21 protein-coding genes are annotated in these 24,085 nt (G+C 46.4%); 9 read left to right on the forward strand and 12 right to left on the reverse strand.

What is annotated here, in order from left to right; genetic code table 11:
• Positions 1-7 precede the first annotated feature (7 nt).
• Complete coding sequence (locus tag J2X75_RS11525; RefSeq protein ID WP_310336512.1) at positions 8-1,351, forward strand: serine hydrolase domain-containing protein; 1,344 nt, start codon at positions 8-10, stop codon at positions 1,349-1,351.
• Positions 1,352-1,550: 199 nt separating this feature from the next.
• Here the strand turns inward: J2X75_RS11525 and leuD are convergent, their stop codons facing one another.
• The 5 genes from leuD to J2X75_RS11550 all read right to left on the reverse strand — a co-directional run bounded on the left by leuD (position 1,551) and on the right by J2X75_RS11550 (position 8,255).
• A complete protein-coding gene (gene leuD / locus J2X75_RS11530) occupies positions 1,551-2,153 on the reverse strand; it encodes a 3-isopropylmalate dehydratase small subunit (protein ID WP_091028995.1) in 603 nt (200 codons plus the stop codon).
• 31 nt (positions 2,154-2,184) lie between these two features.
• Positions 2,185-3,606, reverse strand: a complete 1,422-nt coding sequence (gene leuC / locus J2X75_RS11535; RefSeq protein WP_310336766.1) for a 3-isopropylmalate dehydratase large subunit — start codon at positions 3,604-3,606, stop codon at positions 2,185-2,187.
• A 371-nt stretch (positions 3,607-3,977) separates the two neighbouring features.
• Positions 3,978-5,435, reverse strand: coding sequence for a glycoside hydrolase family 1 protein (locus J2X75_RS11540; RefSeq protein ID WP_310336515.1), 1,458 nt, complete (start codon positions 5,433-5,435; stop codon positions 3,978-3,980).
• A gap of 45 nt (positions 5,436-5,480) precedes the next feature.
• The gene (gene licT, locus J2X75_RS11545; protein ID WP_210108586.1) at positions 5,481-6,320 is read right to left on the reverse strand and encodes a BglG family transcription antiterminator LicT; all 840 of its coding nucleotides are present in this window, start codon (positions 6,318-6,320) and stop codon (positions 5,481-5,483) included.
• Between the two features lie 36 nt (positions 6,321-6,356).
• Positions 6,357-8,255 carry a beta-glucoside-specific PTS transporter subunit IIABC gene (locus J2X75_RS11550; RefSeq protein WP_091017962.1) on the reverse strand — a complete coding sequence of 633 codons (1,899 nt, stop codon included), beginning with the start codon at positions 8,253-8,255 and terminating at the stop codon, positions 6,357-6,359.
• A gap of 361 nt (positions 8,256-8,616) precedes the next feature.
• On the opposite strand from J2X75_RS11550, the gene J2X75_RS11555 reads away from it, so the two are divergent.
• Positions 8,617-9,537, forward strand: a complete 921-nt coding sequence (locus J2X75_RS11555) for a LysR family transcriptional regulator (protein ID WP_091018273.1) — start codon at positions 8,617-8,619, stop codon at positions 9,535-9,537.
• A gap of 246 nt (positions 9,538-9,783) precedes the next feature.
• On the opposite strand, the gene J2X75_RS11560 is transcribed toward J2X75_RS11555, so the two are convergent.
• From J2X75_RS11560 to J2X75_RS11575, 4 genes are all read right to left on the reverse strand, one after another.
• Positions 9,784-9,969, reverse strand: a complete 186-nt coding sequence (locus tag J2X75_RS11560; RefSeq protein WP_017687767.1) for a hypothetical protein — start codon at positions 9,967-9,969, stop codon at positions 9,784-9,786.
• A gap of 90 nt (positions 9,970-10,059) precedes the next feature.
• Positions 10,060-10,881, reverse strand: a complete 822-nt coding sequence (locus J2X75_RS11565) for a carbon-nitrogen family hydrolase (protein ID WP_310336520.1) — start codon at positions 10,879-10,881, stop codon at positions 10,060-10,062.
• Positions 10,882-10,954: 73 nt separating this feature from the next.
• On the reverse strand, positions 10,955-12,577 hold the full coding sequence (locus J2X75_RS11570; RefSeq protein WP_310336522.1) for an AraC family transcriptional regulator: 1,623 nt from the start codon (positions 12,575-12,577) through the stop codon (positions 10,955-10,957).
• 201 nt (positions 12,578-12,778) lie between these two features.
• The gene (locus J2X75_RS11575) at positions 12,779-13,774 is read right to left on the reverse strand and encodes an ABC transporter substrate-binding protein (RefSeq protein WP_310336523.1); all 996 of its coding nucleotides are present in this window, start codon (positions 13,772-13,774) and stop codon (positions 12,779-12,781) included.
• Positions 13,775-14,034: 260 nt separating this feature from the next.
• Here J2X75_RS11575 and J2X75_RS11580 point away from each other — a divergent pair, with 260 nt between their 5' ends.
• The 7 genes from J2X75_RS11580 (at position 14,035) to J2X75_RS11610 (ending at position 21,468) form a co-directional block, all read left to right on the forward strand.
• Entirely contained in the window at positions 14,035-15,243 is a 1,209-nt protein-coding gene (locus J2X75_RS11580; protein ID WP_310336524.1) for a pyridoxal phosphate-dependent aminotransferase, read from the forward strand.
• 361 nt (positions 15,244-15,604) lie between these two features.
• Entirely contained in the window at positions 15,605-16,708 is a 1,104-nt protein-coding gene (gene proB, locus J2X75_RS11585; RefSeq protein ID WP_047843533.1) for a glutamate 5-kinase, read from the forward strand.
• A 58-nt stretch (positions 16,709-16,766) separates the two neighbouring features.
• On the forward strand, positions 16,767-18,014 hold the full coding sequence (locus J2X75_RS11590; RefSeq protein WP_307534892.1) for a glutamate-5-semialdehyde dehydrogenase: 1,248 nt from the start codon (positions 16,767-16,769) through the stop codon (positions 18,012-18,014).
• Positions 18,015-18,056: 42 nt separating this feature from the next.
• The gene (proC, locus tag J2X75_RS11595; protein WP_310336527.1) at positions 18,057-18,917 is read left to right on the forward strand and encodes a pyrroline-5-carboxylate reductase; all 861 of its coding nucleotides are present in this window, start codon (positions 18,057-18,059) and stop codon (positions 18,915-18,917) included.
• On the forward strand, positions 18,914-20,137 hold the full coding sequence (locus tag J2X75_RS11600) for a 2,3-diketo-5-methylthiopentyl-1-phosphate enolase (protein WP_310336529.1): 1,224 nt from the start codon (positions 18,914-18,916) through the stop codon (positions 20,135-20,137). Before proC ends, J2X75_RS11600 begins: the two co-directional genes overlap by 4 nt.
• Entirely contained in the window at positions 20,134-20,811 is a 678-nt protein-coding gene (locus J2X75_RS11605; protein WP_310336530.1) for a 2-hydroxy-3-keto-5-methylthiopentenyl-1-phosphate phosphatase, read from the forward strand. The genes J2X75_RS11600 and J2X75_RS11605 overlap by 4 nt, the downstream gene beginning before the upstream one ends.
• A 3-nt stretch (positions 20,812-20,814) precedes the next feature.
• Positions 20,815-21,468, forward strand: coding sequence for a methylthioribulose 1-phosphate dehydratase (locus tag J2X75_RS11610; protein ID WP_124116239.1), 654 nt, complete (start codon positions 20,815-20,817; stop codon positions 21,466-21,468).
• A gap of 163 nt (positions 21,469-21,631) precedes the next feature.
• On the opposite strand, the gene J2X75_RS11615 is transcribed toward J2X75_RS11610, so the two are convergent.
• The 3 genes from J2X75_RS11615 to J2X75_RS11625 are packed head-to-tail and all read right to left on the reverse strand — an operon-like array spanning position 21,632 to position 23,907.
• Positions 21,632-22,933, reverse strand: coding sequence for a multi-tm2 domain protein (locus J2X75_RS11615; protein WP_406881052.1), 1,302 nt, complete (start codon positions 22,931-22,933; stop codon positions 21,632-21,634).
• 28 nt (positions 22,934-22,961) lie between these two features.
• On the reverse strand, positions 22,962-23,414 hold the full coding sequence (locus J2X75_RS11620; RefSeq protein ID WP_124116237.1) for a hypothetical protein: 453 nt from the start codon (positions 23,412-23,414) through the stop codon (positions 22,962-22,964).
• The gene (locus J2X75_RS11625) at positions 23,407-23,907 is read right to left on the reverse strand and encodes an RNA polymerase sigma factor (RefSeq protein ID WP_152416945.1); all 501 of its coding nucleotides are present in this window, start codon (positions 23,905-23,907) and stop codon (positions 23,407-23,409) included. Before J2X75_RS11625 ends, J2X75_RS11620 begins: the two co-directional genes overlap by 8 nt.
• Positions 23,908-24,085 lie beyond the last annotated feature (178 nt).

A 24,085-nucleotide genomic window follows, 5' to 3' on the forward strand; every position in this document is an offset into this window, starting at 1 on the left:
CGAATATATGAATCGGAGCATGAAGGCCAATCACATTAAGGCTGCTTCACTGGCGATTGCCAATAACGATGTGGTCTTTTACGCAAAAGGCTATGGGACATTTGCAGATGGCCAGAAGGTTACGGGCAACACCCCTTTTCCCATTGCTTCACTCAGCAAGTCCTTTACTGCATTGGCCGTTCTGCAGTTGGTGGACAAGGGTCGGATCAACTTGGATGCTACTTACGCTTCCTATTTTCCAGAGCTATCTCCACAGGATCCCCGCGTTCTTGACATCACGGTCCGTCATTTACTGAATCAGACGAGTGGTCTCAATGACAAGATAAATCCCGATATGACAAAGACTCCGCAATTCCAATCGTTGGCTGAAGCGAACCAATTATTAAACACGGTTCAACTTGCCCATATCCCCGGAACGGCCTACAGCTATCATAATCCTAATTACGTGCTGCTGGCGAACCTCGTGGAAAGTGTTAGCGGAGAGCGCTTTTCGGATTACTTGAAAGAACATATTTTTGAACCGCTAGGAATGAACCATACCTTCAGTGTCAGTACGACGCAGCAATTCTATGAGAATAATACTATCCCGCTAGGACATTACCTGAGTTTGGGACGCTCTATAAGTCAATCCGAACCGCTTTGGTTCATTGAGGGCCCCGCCGGCATCGTTTCAACCGCAGAGGACATGTCCCTTTGGATGCTTTCCCAATATAATGGCCGCCTCATTTCCCCTATGCTGATGAAACAATATCATGCAGCAGGAGATATCAGTCCGTACGGCATGGGCTGGCTTGCAAACCAAGATGCGTCTAGCGGCCGAACGATCTCCCACAGCGGCATTTTCTGGACCTACAAGTCAGAAGAACTGGTTTCTTTGAACGAGCAAATGGGCATTGCCATAATGTTTAATTCTGGTATAAACGCTTATGTGAATTACTCGGCATTTATTGATGGAATAGCGGATATTATGAGGGGCCGAGAACCCCAAACCTCTTTTGTGAACGGTCGGAATATGGAAATAATCATGATTGCGCTGATCATCGCTACGCTTGTATGGGGCATATACGCCTATTTCCGCATACGTCGGAGCAACCAACGCCTAACGATCAGCAAATTGATTATGATCATGGTTGGTAGACTGATCCCGGTTCTAATTCTCTTGTCTCTGTTCCCCTTGGTTACATTTATCGGCGGAGGACGTGTGCTGCCATGGTTTGGCATCTGGACTACCCTATCAACTCCAATCATATGGCTTATGGTATGGTCACTTGTGAATTTCGTGCATTTGGCTTGTTATATCTATGTCTATTTTCAGAATACAAAAAACGACCATTTGGAGTTACCTCAGTAATCGATTTTTAGGTTCCTCTATTTAGTCGGCTGTTATAGTATCTGTTGAAGTATTCGGCCAAGAAGAATCAGGAGTTCTATGTATAGCTGACTTATTAAGCTAATTTAGCTTCTGAAACTACAAAAAGCTTCTGTCTCACCAATGGGAACAAGGTCCCTTTGGCGAGGCAGAAGCTTTCTTCTTTACGATACTTTAGTAATTAACCGAACAGTTTTGCCGCGTGGCGTTGTTCGTAAGCAGCGATTTCATCATCATGTTGAAGAGTCAGACCGATATCGTCCAATCCTTGCAACAGGAATTGACGACGGTGCTCATCCAGATCAAAATCGATATGCAGTCCGTATGCATCGGTGATCGTTTTGTTTTCCAGATTTACATTCATCTCATAGCCTTCATGTGTCGCTGTACGTTGGAACAAGTCTTCAACTTGCTCTTCTGACAACTTGATTGGCAAGATTCCGTTCTTAAAGCAGTTATTATAGAAAATGTCTGCAAAAGATGGAGCGATCACACAACGGAATCCATAGTCCATAATTGCCCATGGCGCATGCTCACGGGAAGATCCACAGCCAAAGTTCGCACGTGAGATCAGGATGGATGCCCCTTCATAACGAGGTTTGTTCATTTCGAAGGAAGCATTATTGTTGCCCTCTTCATCAAAACGCCATTCATAGAATAAAAATTGTCCAAATCCGGTACGTTCAATCCGTTTCAGAAACTGTTTCGGAATGATTGCGTCTGTATCTACATTGACCCGGTCTACCGGTGCAACGATGCCTTGTAATGTTTTGAATTCTTCCATATTAAACGTTCTCCCTTCTGTCTGTTATAGATTAGATCGCTGCTTCTGTTTTGAAATTCCAGTCCCGTACGTCCACAAAGTGACCCTTAACCGCTGCTGCTGCTGCCATTGCCGGAGATACCAGGTGCGTACGTCCTCCGCGTCCTTGGCGTCCTTCAAAGTTACGGTTGGACGTCGAAGCACAACGTTGTCCTGGCTTCAATACATCCGGGTTCATTGCCAGACACATGCTGCATCCCGCATCACGCCATTCAAATCCGGCTTCCGTAAAGATTTTATCCAAACCTTCTTGTTCTGCTTGGATTTTAACTCGTCCTGAACCTGGTACAACAATTGCTGTAACCTGACTGGATACCGTGTGACCTTTAGCCACTTTTGCTGCTGCACGCAGATCTTCGATCCGACCATTGGTGCAAGAACCGATAAATACATAATCAATTGGAATCTCGGCGATTGGTGTTCCCGGTTCAAGCCCCATATATTCAAGCGCTTTTTCAGCCGCTTTGCGTTCGTTTTCTGTAGGCAATTCAGCCGGAACAGGAACTTTCGAAGAGATGTCGGTTCCCATGCCAGGGCTTGTTCCCCAAGTTACTTGCGGAATCAATGTCTCCACATCGATTTCAACCACATGGTCGAACTCGGCACCTTCATCGGTTACAAGCTGTTTCCAACCTTCTACAGCTTCATCGAATTTGGCATCCGCTGGTACGTATTCACGTCCACGCAGATATTCAAATGTTGTTTCATCCGGAGCAATCAATCCTGCTCTTGCTCCACCTTCGATGGACATATTGCAGACCGTCATACGCTCTTCCATGCTCAAATCACGGATGGATTCGCCTGTGTACTCAATAACATAACCTGTTGCAAAGTCTGTACCGTATTTGGCGATGACTGCGAGGATCATATCCTTCGCGGTTACACCCGGGTTACGTTTGCCGACAAAACGAACTTCCATCGTTTTGGCTTTTGCTTGTTGCAAACATTGAGTTGCCATAACGTGCTCAACTTCACTTGTTCCGATTCCGAATGCCAGTGCGCCAAACGCACCGTGTGTGGACGTATGACTGTCACCACATACAATCGTTTTACCCGGGTGAGTCAGACCCAGTTCAGGTCCCATAACGTGTACAACGCCTTGATCAATCGTGTCCAGATCATACAATTTCACGCCGAAATCACGGCAGTTTTGCGAAAGTGTATCAATTTGTTGTTTGGAGATAGGATCTGTAATGTTGAAACGGTCTTTCGTTGGAACGTTGTGGTCCATTGTCGCAAATGTCAGTTCAGGGCGACGAACTTTACGTCCGCTCAGACGAAGACCTTCAAATGCCTGTGGAGAAGTTACTTCGTGCACCAGATGCAGATCGATATACAGAATGCTTGGTTTGCCTTCTTCTTGATGAATCACGTGGTTTTCCCAAATTTTCTCAAACATCGTTTTTTTACTCATCATTTTCACCTCATTATAAGTTCGGTCCATGGAAGAGCCTCGTGTTTCCTTTAAAAAGTGAAGCTCTTGAATGACATAAATATATCACCCTGTCCTTCATTGTTCCAAGATATAATATCTATAGATGTAATAGGTTTAACCTATAGTAAGAGAAAGACAAATAACCACTGCTCATCGCAGAGGTTTCAATTGATAACAATTATCATTATCAGATAAGTCTTATACTACGTTCCCGCTTCTTCGCTGTCAATGCTTTTTATCTAGAACATAAAAAAGCAGCCCTGAATCCAGAGCTGCTTTCCTAGTTTCTGTTATGAAATGAAAATTATCATATCAACGCCTACTATGAGAGTACTTGTCCTACTACTGTATTACAAACCGTTATTCGCAATCACATCTTTGTACCAATAGAAACTCTTCTTGCGTTTTCTCTCCAGTGTTCCATTGCCGTCATTATCCTGATCTACATAAATAAAGCCATATCGTTTCTCCATCTCTGAAGAAGAATAACTAATCAGATCAATCACTCCCCAACTGGTATAGCCCAGCAATTCAACACCGTCCAGAATCGCCTCATGCATCTGTTCAATGTGAGAGCGGAAATAATCAATACGATAATCATCCTGAATGCTACCATCAGCTTCAATCGTATCTACGGCTCCAATCCCATTCTCAACGATAAACAAAGGCACCTCGTAACGGCTGTACAGTTCATTCAGTGAAATGCGCAGACCTACCGGGTCAATCTGCCAGCCCCAATCATTCGTTTGCAGATACGGGTTCTTCACCCCTCCAGTTGTATTGCCACTCACCTGCTCCAATCGGTCGCCATCCACACTTGATACCAGGGACATATAATAACTGAATGAGATGAAGTCCACAGTGTGTACTTTCAGAATCTCTTCATCCCCCTCAAGCATTTCCAGGTTAATCCCTTTTTCGGCAAAAAATCTCTTCGTAAAGTATGGATACGCTCCCCGCACCTGTACGTCCGTAAACATAAGATTAAATTGATTATCCCGGGAAGCAACAAGTACGTCTTCGGGATTACATGTATGAGCGTACGTTGTCAGTTTGGTAAGCATACATCCGATCTGGGAACCGGGAATGATCTCATGACAGTATTTCACTGCGAGCGCACTCGCTACAAATTGATGGTGCAACCCCTGATATACAGCCTGCTCCACATTTTCGAAACGCTCCGGAACAATACCACCACTCGTAAACGGATGACGAACAATGCTGTCAATTTCATTAAATGTAATCCAATACTTCACTTTGTCCCTATAACGGGTGAACACGGTTTTGCAAAAGTGAACAAAATACTCGACGACTTTCCGATCCGTCCATCCACCATGGTGATTCACCAGATACATCGGCATCTCATAATGCGACAACGTAATTAATGGTTCAATCCCTTGTTTCAGCATGCCATCAATAACGCGGTCATAGAACTGCAAACCGGCTTCATTCGGCTCTGTTTCGTTGCCATTCGGGAAAATTCGGGTCCAAGCAATAGATAAGCGCAACGTTTTGAGACCCATCTCCCCAAACAGGGCTATATCCTCCTCGTAACGGTGGTAAAAATCAATACCTCTGCGTTTCGGATATTCTCTGTCCGAGGTAGACTCCATCGCAGTTTTGATCTGTTCTTCATTGATCGCATTATGCTTTTTATACTCACTCTTGGCTACACCTTTTCGATAGATAGCAATGTCGGCTGTAGACAGACCTTTGCCATCCACATTCCACGCTCCTTCTGCCTGATTGGCAGCAATTGCTCCTCCCCATAGAAAATCTTCTGGAAACGTTCTTGTTGTATTGGTCATTGTGTATTCCTCCTTGGATTATCTCTGTAACTCTTTGATTCTTGCTCAATTGCGACTCATGACCCGATTGATATGAATAATCAAATACATCATCTCTTCATTGGAGATCGTATGTTCAAACCGTGCTTCAATATAATCCTTGATTAGCAATACGCAGGCTTCCTCCTGCGGATATTTATTCGCGATCTGCTCAAAGAGCTCATGATCCTGCGTGTTTAACGTTTTATGTTCAAAAAGCCGTTGAATGAAAAACTGCAAATGGGTCAAAAAGCGTGAATAGTTGATGCTGTGTGTATCCAGCTCCACTTGGTAGTGAATTTTGATAATATTGAGTACATCCTTGACGGTATTGGTCATCATCATGACCTGATTCATATTGTCATCATTCTGCTGCGCATTCACGAGATGAAAGGCAATATTCGCCGCTTCCTCTTCAGGCAGGGAGAGTCCAAGCTGTTTTTGAATGAGAGACAGACCATGCAACCCGATGCTGAACTCCTGTGGATAGAACTTTTTAACTTCCCACAACATTCGGTTCTGGATCGTCATATTGTCCTTGAATCGCTTCATGGCCATATACAGATGATCCGTTAATGCGACATAGAGATGATCACTCAGATGGCGGGACAATGTATGTTTGGCATGGGAGATGATTTCGTCAGCCAGAATCAGATATTCTTTTGGCGTTTCCTTCATCAGAGCGGTGAGATCCGAAGAGATCATTTCATTTTCAAGGACATAGATCTTCTCGATCTCATCCTCGCCCACGACATCTCCCGGTTTGCTCCTGTAGCCGATGCCCTTTCCCATCACAATAATTTCCTTGTCATCCTCACCACGTCTGGCAAGAACAATGCTCGAATTCAATATTTTTATGACTTCCATATCAGGCTGCCTGCCTTTCATTCATATTTCAGCGAGTTATAACACCGTAATTAATGGTTTCCCCGGTCCTGTTGTCGCCGCAGATTCATTGCCCAGCACCTCCAGATAATCCGAGGAATTGGTCACAATTACAGGGGTCGTGGTGTCATAACCTGCGGCTTGTATAGCTTCAAGATCAAATTCAATCAGGAGCTGACCATGAGAGATCTGTTCTCCTTCGTTCACTTTTACATCAAAATGCTGGCCTTTCAGTTTCACCGTATCCAATCCGACATGAATCAGAATTTCTACACCTTCTACCGATCTCAGACCGATGGAATGTTTAGTGCGGAACACCGTCTCAACGGTACCATCAAACGGGGCAAACACCTTGCCAACACTTGGCTGAATGGCCATACCTTGTCCCATGGCTTCTTGCGAGAAGGCCTCGTCCTTCACCTCTCTTAATGGCAGAACTTTACCTTCCAGTGGAGCAAAAACGATCTTTTTCGATTTGATCCCTTTGGATGGCTGGATTTCAGATTCGCCTCTCGCTTTGTTTGTAGGACTGCCTGCTATTGACACTGCTGTTGGAACAACATCCTGAAATCCAATGACATATACAGCGACAAACGCGACAAGAGCAGAGATCAGCATGGTAATGATCGCATAGATAATATTCATATGATCTTCACTGATAAACATAGGCATAGATGCAATCCCCGGACCCACGGCAGCATATGCCTTGAGATTCACAATACCTGCGAACAACCCAGCGACTCCGGCGCCGATCATGCAGGCAAACAGCGTTTTCTTGAGCCTTAAATGTACACCGTAGAGAGCAGGTTCCGTGATACCGAATACACCTGAAATTCCTGCAGACAAAGCGACTTGTTTCAACTTGATGTCTTTGGTTTTGAATGACACCGCCAGTGCGCCTGCTCCCTGCGCCATATTGGATGCCAGCATCGCGACCAGCACCAGTGTTTCATATCCAGGTGAAGCCAAGGCTGCGAAAATAATGGGATAAAATACTTTATGCATACCGAACATGACAATCAGAGGCATCAGTATAGCCATAATGACAACGGTCAACCATCCAATCTTATCCTGAATCCAATAGATCAGGTTGGACATTCCCGTTCCGAGATACATCCCTAGAGGTCCAAGTACAATCAGGGCAACTGGAGCAACAATGAGAATAACAATCAAAGGTTTAAGGAAAATTTTTACTGGTCCTGGTGAGATCTTGTCCGCGAACTTTTCAATGTAAGACATGAACCAGACCGTTAAAATAATCGGTACCACGGATGTCGCATATTGAACGGATGCAACAGGTATGCCAATAAAGGACACCGGATCTTCACCGCCAAGCAGACCAATCATATTCGGGTGTAACATGATTCCACCAAACAGAACGGCAACAAAGGGGTTCGTTTTAAATCTATTTGCACTGGAATAGGCCAGTAGAATCGGAAGAAAGTAAAAGGCAGCATCAGACATGACACTCAAAACGGTATATGTCTGGCTCTCTTTAGACATCAGGCCGGTCACGGTCGCCAGTAGCAAAAGTGCCTTAAGCATGCCCGAGGCAGCAATGGCTGGGATAATAGGTTGGAAAATGCCTGCAATGACACTGGCAAAAGTATTAAACAGTCCTTTGGGGCTATAATCCGCTTTTTGTTTCTCCTGAATTTCGTTTGATTGCCGAGTATCCATCATCTTGGCAAGTTCATTGTAGACGTACGCGACGTCATTACCGATAATAACCTGATATTGTCCGCCGCTATTCACTGCGCCAATAACACCATCAAGGCTCTTAATTTCTTGGGTCTTCGCCATATCCGGATTCTTCAGGGTAAGTCTGAGCCTGGTAGAGCAATGAATTAACGTGTTGATATTATCATTGCCACCGACCAGCTCCATAATCGATTGGGCTAATTGTTTGTGATTCATGGTGCACCTCCGTTTCTTGATGGGAACAAAAAAAGACCTAAAAAGGGCAGGAAAAGAGAAACTCTTCCCACCCAATCTAGGTCTTGCCTGCCGAACAGTAACACGCCATCGTTGGATGAATGTTATTCAATTATATGAACGAAAAAGAATATGAACATTTGAAATGGTTCTGTGCTAACACTTGAAACTGGTACACATGAAAACGTTGATTTTGTTTTACCCGGGTAAGTGGTTCTTATTAAGCGTTTTCAAAATTAGTATAGCAACTCTTCTGATGGAGTGCAAGCGGTTAAGCGAAATTAATGATTTCTTTATCTGTAGTGATATAATGGTGGCATAACGAAAGGAATGACCAATGACGATGGAATTCAGACAACTTCAATATACGTTGCAAATTGCGGCCGAACGTAATTTCTCCCGGGCAGCAGAGAAACTGCATATTGCTCAACCTTCATTAAGCCAGCAATTATCCAAATTGGAAAAAGAATTGGGTGTGCTGTTGTTTCAGCGTAATACAAGTACCGTGGAGTTAACCCATGCGGGTGTTACGTTTGTCGAGCAAGCCCAGAAGATCGTAGATGCCGTGGAGCTATTGCGTCAGGAAATGTCAGACATCTCCCAGCTTCGCAAAGGTAAAGTCGTTGTGGGCAGCATGCCGATCACGGGTTCACACTTGCTCCCACACGTGCTTCCAGCTTTCCAACAAGCTTATCCCGAGATTGAGGTTACCTTATTGGAAGACTCCGGGCTTACGCTTGAGAAATTGACAGCAAGCGGCAAAGCTGATCTGAGTCTGCTATCTCTTCCTTTACAAGAACCAAGCTTGGCTTATGTAACTATTGGCGAAGAACGGATTGACCTGGCAGTTCCCCCGAATCACCCTCTGGCACGCAGGGCAGATCCGGAACATCCGCTTCCTGTGCGAATTGAAGAGCTTCGGGATGAACCCTTTGTTGTATTGAAAAAAGGACAGGGTTTCCGCAAACTTACATTTGATCTCTGTGAGCAGGCTGGTTTTGATCCCCAAGTTGTGTTTGAGAGCACGAATATTGAAACCGTTCAGTCGCTGGTCGCCACAGGTATGGGTATTACACTGGTTCCACGCTTTATTGCCCGTGCGCCGCGCAGTGAATTCGTACCTGTGTACGTGCCGCTTGCTGAGCCAACTCCCAGCAGAACACTTGTTGTGGCTTATCGTCAAGGAAGAGTACTCTCGAAGGCAGCCGAAGCATTCATCCATACGTTTCAACAAACGGTGGCCGAACTGTCAAAGGGAAACTAAGAAATTGCTCTATGGTAAAGGTACATTTCTTTAGGTACAATTCATACTGAACCAAAACAAAGGCTTGACCCTTATGGGCCAAGCCTTTGTCATATACTCGTTTCCCGCATCCGCAGGATAGAGTTCTTACATTGCAATCACAGTAACTGGTTACAGTACAATGTTGCTTGTTAAGTTGTTTAGCTACAATGCTAATTTATAATGTTAACGTAGAAACGTACATAAGAAAACTTCATGTCTGGCGGTTTATTTACGCAAATTACGATCACTTGTCAGCCTGTTTTGCTGATTCATTACACGGCCTTCGTCCTGAACAGTTGAATCAGGGGGGGATAGCCCTCCTGCTCCATTCTCTAAGAATGCCCTTAAGTGATCTTCCCTTGTGTTATCCTGTTCCAGTCTCCTGAGCGTATCTTTCACATGGTTGTCCATTGATTGATCATCTCCTTGGTAACGGGATAGTTATCATTACCCGCGCCCTGGAAGAATAAACACTTTATCTAAAGAATTTTATTCCAATTTTTATTTTTCGCCAAAATAAACGCCAGGTCGACGGTCTTCAAACACGGGAATACGCCCGCGAACCTCATCTACCAGGGAAGGGCGAATAATTCCAGTCACGATCTCTTCCCCTTCGCCACCTTCAGCCACAATCTCACCCCACGGATCAATGATGAGAGAATGTCCGAAAAACTCGGTGTCTCCCCCTTTTCCCACACGGTTACAGGCGATCACATACATCTGATTCTCAATCGCTCGTGCTGTAAGCAACGTACGCCAATGGTGGAGACGAGGGTTCGGCCATTCAGCAGGAACAATCAATGCCTTGGCCCCGTTGAGAGCAAGGGTGCGGGCAAGTTCCGGAAACCGGATGTCGTAACAGATCGAAGCACCCGCTGTAAGACCGTTCTGCAATTCAAAAATTTCAGGTTCCGCACCTGGCTGTAAATATTTCTCCTCATCCATCAGACGGAACAAATGTAATTTGTCGTACCGAGTGACCTGTTTTCCTTCACGATTATAAGCATACATTGTATTGTATATTTGACCATCCCGTTTCTCAGCGATTGACCCGCCAACGATGGAAATTTGATGTTTTTGAGCAAAAGCAGACAACCATTCCCGAGATTTCTTGCCTTCCGGGTCAGCGAGTTCATGAATTTGCGTCAGAGCGTAGCCCGTATTCCACATCTCAGGTAACACAGCCAGCCCCAGATCCGGATATTGTTCTACCGCACGCTCAAGCAACGTCTGCATATGTTTATGATTGACCTCAGGGTCTCCGAGTTGAATATCGCCCTGAATCAGGGCTACACGCATTTCTCCCTGTTGTTTTTCTGTCATGACAAGCACTCCTCTGAACCGTAATACCTGCTATCATAGCTTGATCCTCTTGAGGACTGCAAGCCTGTTTTTATTATGAACTTGCACACAACAGCTCAGGGAGCAGGGTCAGCAATCGATCACTGGTGAGCGCATCACCCACATTCCATGTTGACTCCTCCACAGGATATACCCGTCCATTCTGCACAGCCGGAAGGGCCTGCCAACTGGGACTTTTCATCAGCATCTCTGTAGCCTGTCTTGCCACGACTTCCTCAGGCAGCATAACAAATACATGATCTCCCGCATACTGACGTACCGCTTCAGCCGAAATTTCCTTATAGGCTCTGCCTGCCGCAAGTGCTTCCTTCACTTTGGTAACTGGCCTGAATCCCATCGGATGATATAACATCGGCGCCAGACCGATATTGCCCATAACAAATAATCGTGCACCCCGATGGTATGTAAATACGGAAGCCGTTTCCCCCTCTTCAATCACAGTATGGATCTTCGCCCACATCTGCTCAGTACGCTCCTCATAGGAGGTTAGCCATTGTTCAGCCTGAGGTTGTCTGCCAAACCAGCTGCCCAATCTGCGCATTCGTTCTTCCAACGTGGCATGTGAATTGTAAACAAGCGTCGGTGCAATCCGGTAAAGTTGTTCATACTGCTGTTCATTGCTGCTATCAAAAATAATTAAATCCGGCTTCATATGAACAGCCGCTTCCACATTAACCGGAGCAACCGCGTCATAGATCTGATCTCCCAATATCTGAATACCCAGCATCAGCAGATCCCCAGCCGAATCTCCGTAATACATAATTCGCTCCGGGTTTACTGGAATATTCACATCATGACCCAACCAATCTTGTACCAACGTCTGCTGCTGAATCGATCTGTCATATTGACGAGGAGATAATCCGGTCATTTGGCGAAAACGCCTGCTGAAATAATACTCATCCTTAAACCCTACGCGACTCGCTATATCCCGAAGTGGTTCATCTGATTTGCGAAGCCAGTCCTTGGCATGTTTGATGCGTACATGATTCACATAATCGAGCGGCTTGTGACCCGTGAGTTGTCTGAAAAGAGTCGTAAATTGTACAGGTCTGATCTCCGCAAGACGTGCCAGTTTCTGTACAGTGATTTCTTCAGCATAATGGTCGTCCACATACTGAATCGTACTGTGTAGTCTTGCTTCCATACTCTGTTCCGTCTTTGGAGAAGTGTACCGGGTAATGATCATCTCCATCCATTTTTGGAACTGTGCATTCAAATGACTGTATTCGGCATCTGTTTTATAGTTCCGAATGACATACATTTGCTCAAGCAGACCACTTAAAGGAGCATAGGGATAACCATTCAATTGGTTTCTGTGCTCAAATACAGGGCGGGTAAAGAGCTCGGGATCACCCGTCAACACATGAATAACATCAAAAGCCATTACGAAATATTTCAATTCCAAGTTATTACGATGTTCAATCTGGTGCCCCTCTCCCGGAGAAAGCGGATAAACACATCCCGTAGTAAACGGAAACTGTTCATGTCCAATATATAAACGCCCATCCCCTTCTTCGCAGATCAGGAAGGCATGTTTCTCGCAAGCAACTTCCAGCATCACCTGTTCAGGTGGTTCAATTCGTCGTACCAGACGATCCAGCCGAAACATGAATGCTGAAAAGAACAACGCTCCCCCATCGGCATCCAAAGCCTGCATGTCGGTTCACCTCGTTTTTCTAAAATGAGAATAATTATCAATCATTCTGTATGGTCTGATTATAAGCGAGCGATAGTCAATAATCCAGATATGAGTTTATTCTGCAAAAAAGAGCGCTCAACGAAAGGTTGAAGGCTCCTTTTACTTTTTAAATCCGCATTACTCAAAGGTATTACCAGTGCCTTACTAGCTCATCACCAATTATTGGATCATCTGTTTTGGCAGCTCTTGTAACAGCCACTCCCTGGAAAGGGCATCACTCGAAGCTTTGGCGATATCAAAGCGGTATACTTTTCCTTCTTTCACCGCAGGCAGGTTCTTCCAGATTGAACTATCCAGCAATTCTTTGGTGGATTGCTTGGCATCGTCGGTCACAGGATCCAGAATAAATATCCGATCACCGGCAAATTCAGATAATTTTTCAGTCGAAATCTCTACAAATCCCATGTCTTCATCCAATACTTTCTGGATTTCCGCGGTTGGCTTCAGCCCGTCTTTTCCGTATAACAACTGTGGCAATCCTGCACCCGCCATGACAAACAGACGATTCCCGGGATACATGGTGAATACCGATGCGGTCTCCCCTTCTTTTAATCCGTTCTCATGAAGTTGCGTCCACATTTCTTCCGTCGCTTTTTGATGAGCCGTAATCCAGTCCTCCGCTTCTTGCTTCTTATTCAACAAATCGCCAAGGATACGCATGCGATCTTCTATTAAACCAAACGAATCAAATGTAACCGTGGGTGCAACCTTCGCGATCTGATCATATTGACCCTCGTCACTGTTGGAGAAAATGATCAGATCGGGATTCAGGTCTAACGCCTTTTCCACACTGATCGGAAATCCTACATCTTCTGCCTGAGCAACCTGATCATCAAATACGGTTCCCTCTTGACGAAGTATGCCGACAGGGACAATACCAAGCGCGAGCAGATCCCCTGTAACTTCTCCGTGATAGATAACTCGCTTCGGATTTACAGGAACCTCTACTTCATGGCCTGTCCAGTCTTTGAATATCCGGGTCTCGCCTTCATTCGTTTCTTCCATTGCAGTCGTGGTCTCTGTCGTTTCTGTGGCTGCTTTGGATTCATCTGTGCCAGCAGCAGGTGTTGCAGCCTGATTTCCACAAGCTAGTAGCAAAATGGATAACCACGTTACTGTAAATAATACTGCCGTATTTCGAATGCCCTTTTTCATTTCTATTTCTCCCCCTATATCATGTGCGTTGTGAAATGAATTAATGATATTGATTATCATTATCGGATATTATCATAAAACATGGCTTCTCTTAGCTCAATGGACAAAACTAAATGAGTACTTTCAGTTTTGTACAATACTCCGCTCTTTGCTCCTATGTACTGTATATTCAAGTCGATTTCCCTCTATACAGCTCGGGATTGGCGTGATAAATTAATGAGAACTATTTGCCATTTTTAATAACCGGAGTGATGAATATAATGACCCATCCAGACCATATAACTGCTCGTTCAGCTTTTAAGATACCGACTTCTGATGTGATGACACAGCTGCCAACGCAATTTTTTGCCACCCTTGTTCAAAATGTAAATCGTGAAATCGCAAGTGGACATGACGTGATCAATCTGGGTCAGGGGAACCCGGATACACCTACACCACCTCATATTGTGAAAACACTGCAAGAGTCGGCTGAGAATCCCCTCTACCACAAATACTCCCCTTTTAGAGGGCACTCTTTCCTGAAGGAAGCTGTCGCCAAACGTTATAAGGAAGATTACAACGTTGATCTGGACCCCGAGACTGAAGTAGCCATTCTGTTCGGAGGCAAGACCGGCTTGGTTCAGTTACCTCAGGTCCTGCTTAACCCCGGCGACACCGTTCTCGTTCCCGATCCAGGCTACCCGGATTACTGGTCTGGTGTTGCACTCGCCAAAGCAAACATGTCATTTATGCCTTTGCTGGAGTCCAATACATTCCTGCCGGATTACGAAGCTGTTACAGCCGAAGATCGGGATAAGGCCAAGCTGATGTTCCTGAACTATCCCAACAACCCAACGTCAGCAACGGCACCCCTTTCGTTTTACGAAGATACGGTTGAATTTGCCATTCAAAATCAAATCGTCATTGCCAGCGACTTTGCTTACGGTGCAATTGGATTCGACGGACATCGTCCCGTAAGTTTCCTGCAAGCCCCTGGTGCCAAAGAAGTGGGCATTGAGTTCTATACGTTATCCAAAACGTACAATATGGCTGGATGGCGTGTTGGATTCGCGCTCGGTAATGCAGAGATTGTCTCTAAAATCAATCTGCTTCAGGATCATATCTATGTCAGTCTTTTCGGTGGAATTCAGGCTGCGGCAACGGAAGCACTTACTGGCTCCCAGGAATGTGTTACTTCGCTGGTTTCACGTTACGAATCCCGTCGCAATGCATTTTATGACTCTCTTTCCTCGATTGGCTGGCAAGCTTCGAAACCCGCAGGTTCATTCTTCAGCTGGTTGCCTGTACCTGCCGGTTATACCTCTGCTTCATTTGCAAACTTGTTACTGCGGGAAGCCAAGGTAGCCGTAGCCCCAGGTATTGGTTTTGGTTCGCATGGCGAAGGCTATGTGCGCGCGGGACTGTTAAGTGATGAAAACCGATTACGCGAAGCTGTCGAGCGGATTGGCAAGCTGAATTTATTCAAGTAATTTACAGGACCATAACCCCTTTGCATATGCCAAGTTTCCATGGTATGTTATAAGAAATATTGAACGAAACGTGATGACGGGACCAGTAAGAGAATATCAGTCGCGCCCAGAGAGTAAATTCCACCCTGCTGAAAGAATTTACCGCGGCTCTTCTCTGAAACCTACCCCTGAGCGGCCTGTTACGTGCAGGACAGTGCCTTCTGTTACAGGGCATGAAGCCGGATGATCTAATCATCAATAAAGGTGGTACCGCGGAAGTAACGAACTTTCGTCCTTTTTAACTAAAGGGCGGGAGTTTTTTTTGTACCCGCAAAAGCCAGCTCCAGAAACACTTATTAATCATGTTTAAGGAAGTGAAACCATGACTTCACGTATTGTAGTTAAGATTGGAAGCAGCTCGCTTACAACGGAAGAAGGGGGTCTGGATCGCAGTTCGATCACTTTTTTTGCCGGAGAAATTGCAGCATTGGCTGATCAGGGCCATGAAGTACTTCTGGTCACCTCAGGAGCGGTAGCGGCCGGATTCCGGGAGATCGGTTACCCTCAGCGGCCCAAACTGCTACATGAGAAACAAGCCGCAGCGGCCGTTGGGCAGGCATTACTGATGCAGGCATATCAACAGGCTTTTGCAGCGCACCGCGTTACTACGGCGCAAATTCTGTTAACTCGTACAGACTTTCACAGTCGTAAACGCATGGGTAATGCAGGCATGACCGTAGAAGAGCTGCTTAAACAGCGAGTGATTCCGATTTTTAATGAGAATGATACGGTGTCGGTGGACGAATTGAAGTTTGGTGATAACGATCTGTTGTCCGCGTTGGTTGCAAACCTGGTGAAGGCACAGCATCTGATCATTCTTACCGATACCAACGGCTTGTACACCGCAGATCCGCGTAAAGATCCATCTGCCGTTCGTTACGACCGCATCCCCGAGATAACGGCGGAGATCTATGCTTTTGCCGGTGGTTCAGGATCATCGGTTGGTACAGGTGGCATGCGATCCAAAGTTGATGCAGCCAAGGTTGCTACACGTGGAGGCGTACCTGTATTCGTGGGAAGTGTGAAAGAACCCGGAGATATGCAGAAGGCGGTTGATGGCACGGGCAAAGGAACTTACTTTGAGACACGACTCGCTTCGCTATCCCGTAAAAAGCAGTGGCTTGGCTTCATGTCCACTCCGCTGGGAACCGTCGTTGTGGATGATGGTGCTGAAGAAGCACTTGTCCATGGGGGGCACAGTCTTCTACCTGTAGGGGTCAAGCGGGTACTGGGAACATTCCATGCAGGAGACGTCGTAGAGGTCATTGGCATGGATGAAACCTTGCTCGGTCGCGGTATTGTCAATTATGACGATGACCAGCTTCGACTTATTGCCGGACTTCCCAGTGGCGAAGTGATGAAACAACTCGCTAGCATCCACAGACTCGAGGTTATTCATAGAGACGAGTGGATTACGTTAAAATAAACATGAATCTATATAGTCGTTGGAATATTCGACTTTATATATATGAGGAGGAATTAAGATGAGTGAAGTGAGAGAAAAAGCCAGCAAAGCTCAAGCCACGGTTCCACAGCTGAACCGATTGAATACAGAACAGAAAAATGCGGCCCTGCGTGTCATGGCAGATGCTTTGATTAAGGAAACGGATTCCATCATTACGGCAAACGCCGAAGATCTGGCACGCGGCAGAGAACAAGGCACGCCGGAATCCATGCTGGATCGGCTCGCACTTAATAAGGAGCGCATTGCTGGCATTGCTGAAGGATTACGTCAGATTGCAGATCTGCCTGATCCAGTCGGTGAAGTATTGGAGACATTCACCCGTCCTAACGGATTGCATGTTGAAAAATTAAGAGTGCCGATTGGCCTGATCGGCATCATCTACGAAGCTCGTCCTAATGTAACTGTAGACGCAGCTGGATTATGTCTCAAAACAGGTAATGCAGTGCTTCTGCGCGGTGGCTCCTCTGCCCTGTCCTCCAATCGTAAAATTGTGGAGGTGCTGCATCAGGCACTTACAACGACAGACATGCCTGCTGATGCTTTGCAATTGGTTGAAGATGCAGATCGTGCTTCCGTAGATGAGATGCTCAAGTTAAACGGACTGCTGGATGTTATCATTCCACGCGGAGGGGCTTCCCTCATTCGTAATGTGGTTGCCAATGCAACCGTACCTGTTATCGAAACTGGGGCAGGCATCTGCCATACCTATGTGGATGAATCAGCTGATCCAGTTATGGCAGCCGAAATTGCCATCAATGCCAAGGCACAACGGCCATCCGTATGTAACTCCATGGAAACGTTGCTGCTGCACGCCGCATATGCAGAAGAGCATCTGCCTGCTCTTGCCGAGCAATTCCGTGAGGCCAATGTAATCTTGAAAGGTTGCGATACCGTGCGCCGACTTGTTCCTTCTGCCCTTGAGGCAACCGAGGAAGACTATGCGACCGAGTACAACGACTACATTTTAAATATCCGGGTGGTCGAGAACCTGGACGAAGCGATGCAGCACATCGCACATTACGGAACCAAACATTCCGAGTGTATCGTAACCCGTGATACAGACCATGCAGAGCGCTTTATGCATGATGTGGATGCAGCAGCCGTCTATCACAATGCGTCCACGCGTTTCACCGACGGATTTGAATTTGGCTATGGAGCCGAAATCGGAATCAGTACCCAGAAACTGCATGCACGAGGACCAATGGGACTACCAGCACTGACGTCAACCAAATATCGGATTACAGGCAATGGACAGATTCGTCAATAACATCCCAGCACCAGCACCAGTTATATAGGAGGAACGATAAATATGAGTCAAGAGCAACAGACGTTACTACAACAGAAGATTACTTTCCACGGAGCAGGCGCGATGGCTGAAGCCATCGTGCGCGGACTGATCTCCCGCTTAGTCGTTCGTCCTCAGGATATTACGATGCTGAACCGCAGCAACCAGAAACGTCAGGAGGAGCTCAGCACCCGTTATGCAGTACATACCGGAACGGCTTCACAATCTCTGGTTCATCTTGCCTCCACTCCGGTCATTGTACTCTGTATGAAACCCAAAGATGCTGCCGCAGCGCTGCGCGAACTGGGTCCGCTGTTATCACCGGATCAACTGATCGTATCTGTCATTGCCGGATTATCAATCCGCACGATGCAGTCCTTGCTTGGTCGTAAACAACCGATCGCGAGAACCATGCCGAACACATCCAGTACCATTGGACTCGGTGCAACAGGGCTTGCCTTCTCTGCGGAGATTACGGATGAACAGCGCAGTACGGTAATGACCATGTTTGAAGCGGTTGGTATCGTGACCATCGTGCCTGAAGATAAACTCGAAGTGCTCACAGGGATTTCCGGAAGCGGCCCTGCTTATGTATACTATTTAATGGAGGCCATGATTGCCGCAGGTATTCGTGGTGGCTTATCCAGCCAGCAATCTCGTGATCTCACTGTTCAGACGGTGCTTGGCGCGTCACGTATGGTACAACAAACCGGTTTGGAACCGATGAAGCTTCGTAGTGATGTGACATCCCCAGGAGGGGCAACGCAAGCAGCACTGAAAACGCTGGACGAAGGAGATTTCTTTGAAAATGTAATCGCAGCCGTCAACCGCTGTGCAGAGCGCTCACGGGAGATGGGAGCTGCTTTGGAAGGGGATTTAAAATGAATAACATGTGCACAGCCACATATCGTCTGCATGATGATCATGCAGACTTTCGCAAGAAGGCTCAGTCCATCGCGATTGGCATGACCGTGGGTAGCTGGACGGAGTTGCCACAAGCCCAGCGTGAAGCGATGCAGAAGCATCTCGGTGAAGTAATAAGCGTAGAAGTCCATGAAGCTGATGGAATGGCTGCGGGTGAGCGTTACGCGGATATTACTATTGGATATCCTGATGTGAACTTCAGTCGTGACATTCCTGCCCTGCTCGTGACGGTCTTTGGTAAAATCTCAATGGATGGCCGGATCAAATTGACTAAGCTTGGTTTCTCGGATGGCTTCCTCAGTGCATTCCCGGGACCCAAGTTTGGATTGAATGGTGTTCGTGATTTGCTTGGTGTGCATGATCGTCCACTGTTAATGAGTATCTTCAAATCGGTTATTGGGCTGAATGCAGATGAACTGCGTGAACAATTTATTCGTCAGGCCCTTGGGGGCGTTGATCTGATCAAAGACGATGAAATTCTGTTCGAGAATAAATTGACACCTATCGAAAAAAGAGTCGAGGTCTGCATGAAAGCTGCCGAACAGGCACGCCAGGAGACCGGCAAGAAACTTCTATATGCAACTAATCTCACTGGGCCTACATCTCGTCTGAAGCAACAAGCTGAACGCGCCATAGGTGCAGGAGCCAATGCCCTGCTATTCAACGTATTGTCTTACGGATATGATGTGCTGCATGAACTCAGCAGTGATCCTGACATCAATGTACCAATTATGGCTCATCCTGCTCTTGCAGGAGCACTGTATCCTTCACCACATTACGGCATGTCGGCTTCGGTTGTACTTGGTCAGTTGATGCGTCTTGCAGGTGCCGATCTGGTGCTCTTCCCTTCTCCTTATGGATCAGTAACGATGCCGAAGGAAGAAAATATGGCGATCACGGAGCAATTACTGACAGCTGATCTGCCAGTACGAACCAGCATGCCAGTGCCTTCAGCCGGCATCCATCCAGGCCTTGTACCGCTCATTTTGCGCGACTTTGGTACAGATGTCATCGTTAATGCTGGTGGCGGTATTCATGGACATCCTATGGGCACTGAGGCAGGCGGACGTGCATTCCTGCAAGCGATTGAGGCAGCTCAGCGTTCCATTCCACTCGCGCAATATGCAACCGAGCATCCGGAGCTAAAAAGCGCATTGGACCTGTGGGGTGGCGAACGATGAGAAGTGATAAAAAAACAGTCATTTTCTGTGACTTTGACGGTACGATTACCCTCTCGGACAACATCGTAGCGATCATGAAACATTTCAAGCCTAAGGGCATTGAAGCGATCATGAAAGATACGATCGAGCAAAAAATCTCGCTGCGTGAAGGTGTTGGAGCCATGTTTGCTCTTCTGCCTGCATCACAGAAAGATGAAATTGTGGAGTTTGTGCTTGGACAAGCGGGGATCCGTGAAGGTTTCAGCGAGTTTCTTGACTACGTTCGCAGCGAAGGGATCGAATTCAATGTGACCAGCGGTGGCATGGACTTTTTCATTGAGCCGTTACTCGCACCATTCCATATCCCGCAGGATCATGTCTATTGCAACGGAGCTGACTTCTCGGGTGAAACCATTAAGATTGAATGGCCGCATCCCTGCCAGCCTCCTTGTGAGAACGGCTGCGGTATGTGTAAAACAACCGTGATTCGTACCTTCCCGGAAGATCAATATAATCGAATTCTTATTGGAGACAGTCTGACAGATTTTGAGGGTGCAAAGATTGCCGATCTCGTCTACTCTCGCTCCATTTTAACGGACAAATGTATTGAGCTGGGTGTAGACCATGTGCCATTCGCTACCTTTTACGATATCATCAAAGATATGAAACAGAAGCAAACACAAGGAGTGCTGTAAACGATGGGCTTTGAAAAGATTACATTGGAACACAAACGTCAGGTCCTTGAAGAACTGGCTGATATTAAAGCGTTGTTCGCCAGTCGTAACTGGTTCCCTGGAACAAGCGGCAATCTGTCGATGCGTGTAGGAGACTTTGACCCGGAGCAATTTTATTTTGCGGTTACCGCCTCAGGCAAAGACAAATCCCTTCGCACACCGGAAGACTTTCTTTTTGTGGACAAACACGGCAAAGCGATTGAGACAACAACGTTGAAACCAAGTGCCGAAACGTTGATTCACTGCGAAATCTATCGTTTGACGGGTTGTGGCGCTGTATTCCACGTGCATACCGTGTTTAACAACCTGATCAGTGAATTCTTTGGAGCAGATGGACACGTACCGATTCAAGGAATCGAATTGATCAAAGCTTTCAACATTTGGGAAGAAAATGCGGAGATTCGTGTACCCGTCCTGCCTAACTTTGCAGATATTCCATCTATCGCTGAATTGGTGCCAGGTGTACTTGATACCAACGTACCAGGGATCTTGCTTCGGAACCACGGTATTTATGCCTGGGGTAAAGATGCTTTTGAAGCGAAACGTCATCTGGAAGCGTTCGAGTTCCTGTTCGAAGTGATGTACCGTCAACTTCTGCTGAAGGGCGCTACGAAATAGCAATCTTTTATTCAAAATCAAAGCTGCAAAACCAAAAACACGCCAGAGGCTGGTATACATAGCCCTTGGCGTGTTTTTATGTTGTGGGATAACAGCGATTGGAAGGTTGCTCTGTCATCGTAGTGTCAGTGTAAATAATCTTTAATTCAACTTGGATCGTAAATTACAGTCGATCATCCCGATCCTTGAATAAAAACAGACTGTCTGCTCCCTCATCATTTCGATGAGCAGCACTATGGATCCCCGTCCCCCGTTGCTTGCCAAACAGCAGTTTCAAACCGCCAAAAATGAGCAGCAAGGATACGATGACGGTGTTCAAATAGGAACGGATCTCATACGTCATAAATGCATTAGGGAAGAGTTCATTCAGCTGTGGAATGACAAGACGGATCGTCAGGTAATATAGACCCAGCGCGGCAATCCCGAATCCAATCAAGCGCTGATGGCGGGCCCAATCCTTAAAGATCGGCTGATCGATCAATGGCTCGCGTCCATAGCGACTGGAGCACTGTAGCCCGTCAAAGAAGCTGTAGAACCAGATCAACGGTATCATGAACAGGAACACTGATAAGTGAAGCAGGTCCAGAACATAGATGCTGCCCAGGAACAGGAACATCAGTTGCATGCCTCTTTTTTGCAAACCCAGATATAGATGACCCGCACCTGGAAAAGCAGATAAAAGGGTTGCAAGCACTTTACTGCGTCGTCCGGCTACTCTGCCCATCTCCAATTCCTCGAATAACGTCCGATCCTGCAGTACCTCTCCAGCCTGCTTACGGTGGACATGCTGCACGGCATCAAACATGCAGTATACCCATATTACAGGCAGAATGAGCAGGAACATTAGAAACACCGATTCATTGGTGATAGAAGCTACAAAAACCATCATGGCAAAGGAACCAAAAAACGCCATCAGGAAGGACAACCCGCGATGCAACAATCCCAGATGAAGATGTCCCAATCCAGGAACAAATGAAAGCAAAATGGTAAAGAATCGTTCACCCTCACTGCCTTTTCGATACATGGGCTGACCATATCCACCCTCATGGTGACCATATTCATTACCTGGATGTTGATGTAGCTCATCTTCATTCATCTGCTCCATAGGCCCTTGCTGACCCATGTATGCTCCCTGGTAGGCTGCTCCTTGGTGTGGAGGAGCTCCATAAGGCGCACCGTATCCCCTATAATGAGCATCTCGGGCAGAAGGTGCACGGAGCAGAACAATAATCATGTCCAGCATGCTGATCCCCCAGAAGAAAGCTGCAAAAAGTGCTCCAATAATCATTAAATCTTGTTCATTAGTGACCATTGCTAACATGAATGAGCCAACAGCTGTTCCGAAGAAAAGCAATGGATAAATCACGGCTCTTGCGGCCCGTCCCCAATACATGAAACCGAGACCTGGTATCAGATTTAATAGAAATGCGAGTAGTTTGTTACGATCTGAGTGCACAGTCGTCATCCTTTCTTTTCAGGCAATGCAAAACTATTTATGGTTTAGGCTTGAAGTTATCCAGCCATGAAGTGGCTGCCTCCGTCCATTTCTCGGTAAAAGACCCTCTGTGGTCGCCATCCTGGAACTTGTGATATGGTGCTACCTTGTCAAAAAGTCCAGACGAGAGGAAGATCAATGTCAAACAGGCTGCTACCGCGTAATGGAACACTTTATGATCAAGCCAGCGCCGGTTTCGTCCAGCACGGGATTTGCGTTGTACCTTGGGTGATTGAATGCCCTCAATCCGATGCATGACTGAATCCGCAAACCCTGTTGGGTCATGTAGCGGAGGCAGTTCTCCGTGGATACCAAGCGCTTCCAGATAGATGTCCATCGCATCCGGATCTTCCATCAGAAGCTGTTCCATTTGGTTCGCTTGAGTTTCACTCATATGGCCTTCAATATAATCAGTCCACTGCGCAGCGGTATACTTCTCCTGTTTACTCACGCCATTCATCCTCCTTCCAATGTTTTCGAATCCACTGCCGTGCACGATACAAGCGGGATTCCACGGTCTTCACAGCCACCTGTGCATCACTGGCAATCTGCTCATAATTTTTTTCGCTTAGATAATACGCAGTGATAATGTCACGATGCTGAGCAGGCAACTGATTAATTCGTTCGCGAAGTTTATCCTGACGTTCTTCACGAACGAGACGGGTAAGAACGTCTTCATCCCGTCCGGGCATATTGATTATTTTTTCTTCTCCACCCAGATCCTCAGCAGTTCGTCTGCCCAGCTTGCGTTTGGCATCAATCGCTTTGTGAAAGGCAATTCGGGTTAACCACGTTTTGAAACCTTCAGAACGGTAGTCGGGGAGAGACTTATACATCTGTATGAACGCCTCCTGAGCTGCATCCTGTGCTTCCTGATCGTTCCTGAGTACGGAATAGGCCACATGGTATACATGCTGGCTATACTTATCAATCAGAGTACGCATCTGGGATGTATCTCCTTGACGGATTTGTTCGATTACGCGCGCTTCATCAATAACTCTCCCCTCCTCTCCAATACAATAGACGACAGCTTGTGTGTTAACCCCTGCGTGATCTATCAAATTTTTGTAAAACAAAGTGAAATCATTGCCTGAAAGGTTGATGTTACTGATAACTCATCCA

This window comes from Paenibacillus sp. 2003 (genome assembly GCF_031455635.1).
Classification (GTDB): domain Bacteria; phylum Bacillota; class Bacilli; order Paenibacillales; family Paenibacillaceae; genus Paenibacillus; species Paenibacillus amylolyticus_B.